This is a genomic window from Anaerotignum sp., from assembly GCF_045122575.1.
Lineage (GTDB): Bacteria > Bacillota > Clostridia > Lachnospirales > Anaerotignaceae > Anaerotignum_A.
Genome location: NZ_JBGVHV010000168.1, coordinates 1 through 2,365 on the forward strand (window position 1 = coordinate 1; position 2,365 = coordinate 2,365).

A 2,365-nucleotide genomic window follows, 5' to 3' on the forward strand; every position below is an offset into this window, starting at 1 on the left:
AACTGTATCTTTTTCTTCGTTATAAACGCTCATGCCAACTTCCAGTTTACCTGTCATAACGCGGAACAGGTTCAGACGACCGATATAAGGGTCAGCGATTGTTTTGAATACATACGCGGAGAAACGTTCGTCATCGGAAGAGCAGTAAACAACGTCTTTCCCGTCATGGAATGCGTGGAAGTTTGCTTTTGCTTCGATAGAAGGAGGTGTGAAACGAACGATTGTGTTCATCATCAATTTTACACCGTAGCCCAGTGTTGCGGAACCACACAGAACGGGAGCAACGCTCATGCTTTCGATACCAGCCAGCAGACCATCGTAGATTTCTTCTTCTGTCAGTTCTTCGTCATTGAAGAATTTTTCCATCAGTTCTTCGCTGGATTCTGCTGCTACTTCGATTACCATGGCACGCAGTTTTTCAACCTGATCTACTTTATCTGTAGGCATTTCGCATTTCTGCAGTTTGCCATCTACTTTCTTTCTTGCGTCTCTCTTGATTACGTTGATGAAACCAACGAATTTGCCGTCTTCATCATTGAAGGGGATCTGAACGGGAGCAACAGCTTTACCGAATTCTTTACGCAGTTCTGCCAGTGTTCTTTCGAAGTCAGCGTTTTCATCGTCCATCTGGTTGATGAAAAACATACGAGGCAGGTGCATTTCTTCACAGTATTCCCATGCTTTTTCTGTACCTACTTCTACGCCGGATTTTGCGGAAACCATGATCATACCTGTATCAGCTACGTTCATAGCCAGTTTTACTTCAGCAGCAAAGTCGAAGTAACCGGGTGTATCCAGGAAGTTGATTTTTGTATCCTGCCATTCAACAGGAATTACGGATGTATTGATAGACACCTTACGGCGGATTTCTTCTGCTTCATAGTCAGACACGGTGTTACCGTCTTCTACTTTACCGAAGCGTTTTGTTGCACCGGAATAATACAGTGCCGCTTCAGCGTATGTTGTTTTACCGGAACCACTGTGGCCCAGAAGTACGACGTTTCTTACTCTGTTGGATGCATAATTTTTCATAGATTATTTCCCTCCCATAGGTTATTTTTTAACGGCGATGCCGTTTTGGGGTCTTTTTTGTATGTATACACTATACAAATAATGCACAACTCACATAAGTATATGATTCGACCTATGAACGAATTTTCCTGCAAATTTTTTCAAAAAATTTCGTTCTTGGTAATTATATCAGATAAAATGAATATTTTCAATCAATTTTTGTGAATTTTGAAACAATCTAAAAATCGCAGTTACAGCTGCCGCCTCTGCATATTCATACGCCCTACGCTTCCATCGAAAAAGGCATAAAAGCATACTGTCTGCCTTTACGCCTTTTCCGAATAAACCTTTACTTTTAATATAATGGTTCTGTAAAAGGAATACCAAAATACTCCGCCAAAGAACGGCTCAGTTCCCGCGCGATGGGCTGAATATTATTTTTGATCCAGCCAGCATCCTCCGGATTGTCATGATAGGCCACCTCTACCAGTGCAGAGGGCGCATTCGTTCTTCTCAGTTCTCTCAAAGTTACAGTAGGCATAGTCTGGATGAGGGATGGATCGGGGTAAATATCAGCAAAGTTTTCTGCAATAAGATCCGCCATCTCCCGCCCCGGCTGACTGCTGCTGAAATAATAGACCACAGGCCCCTGTCTGGTGCCGGCTATAGATTCCGGCGCAGCGTTGGAATGGATCGCCAGATGGAAATCAATATTGCTGTTATTGGATTGAGCAATGGCTTCTCCCAAGGTCATCTCCGGACTGTTTCGAACAATTTCGATACCGCTGGCATTCAGATAAGGTTCCATGGCATCGGCGATCAGATTCATCACTTCCTCCTCGCTGCCGCCGTTGATAAAGGGATTGAATTCCTGCAGGGATGGACTCAAATATACTCTTGGCATAAAAAAATCTCCTTTTCCACCAGACTATGAAAAAGGAGATAAAAAAGTTCTTATTTTATTTCATTAAAGATTTCTGATACATACGGTAAATATCATCTCTTGTCAGAGGATAAGGGAACGTAGCGATCTTTCCTGTCTGTTCCATAAAACGGTCTGTGTAATAATTCAGATCATCCTCAGTATAAGATACATCATGGTCAAGCACATCCTCCAGAAATGCTCCCAGTTCCGCGGTATCCGCAAAACCAAGACATTCCAGCAGTTTCTCCACATGTACATCCCCTGCAGGAAACTGTTCTACATAGGCCTGTGTCAGAACACCGTTTGCCATCCCATGAGGCAGACCCTTTTCATAGGTCAGGAAATAACCCATGCCATGGGGCAGAGAGGTCATGGTCTGGGCAATGGATGCACCGCCCAGCGCAGACATCAGCATCAGTTTATCACGGG

General features: G+C 43.6%; 3 protein-coding genes. All 3 read right to left on the reverse strand.

The window, feature by feature from the left end; all coding sequences use genetic code 11:
• A partial coding sequence (locus tag ACJMLT_RS08320) for a GTP-binding protein (RefSeq protein WP_405729330.1) occupies positions 1-1,032 on the reverse strand: 1,032 nt, incomplete at its 3' end.
• 334 nt (positions 1,033-1,366) lie between these two features.
• The gene (locus ACJMLT_RS08325; protein WP_405729333.1) at positions 1,367-1,915 is read right to left on the reverse strand and encodes an N-acetylmuramoyl-L-alanine amidase family protein; all 549 of its coding nucleotides are present in this window, start codon (positions 1,913-1,915) and stop codon (positions 1,367-1,369) included.
• A 55-nt stretch (positions 1,916-1,970) separates the two neighbouring features.
• Positions 1,971-2,365, reverse strand: a 395-nt coding sequence (locus ACJMLT_RS08330) for an iron-containing alcohol dehydrogenase (RefSeq protein WP_405729336.1), incomplete at its 5' end; no start/stop codon positions are given.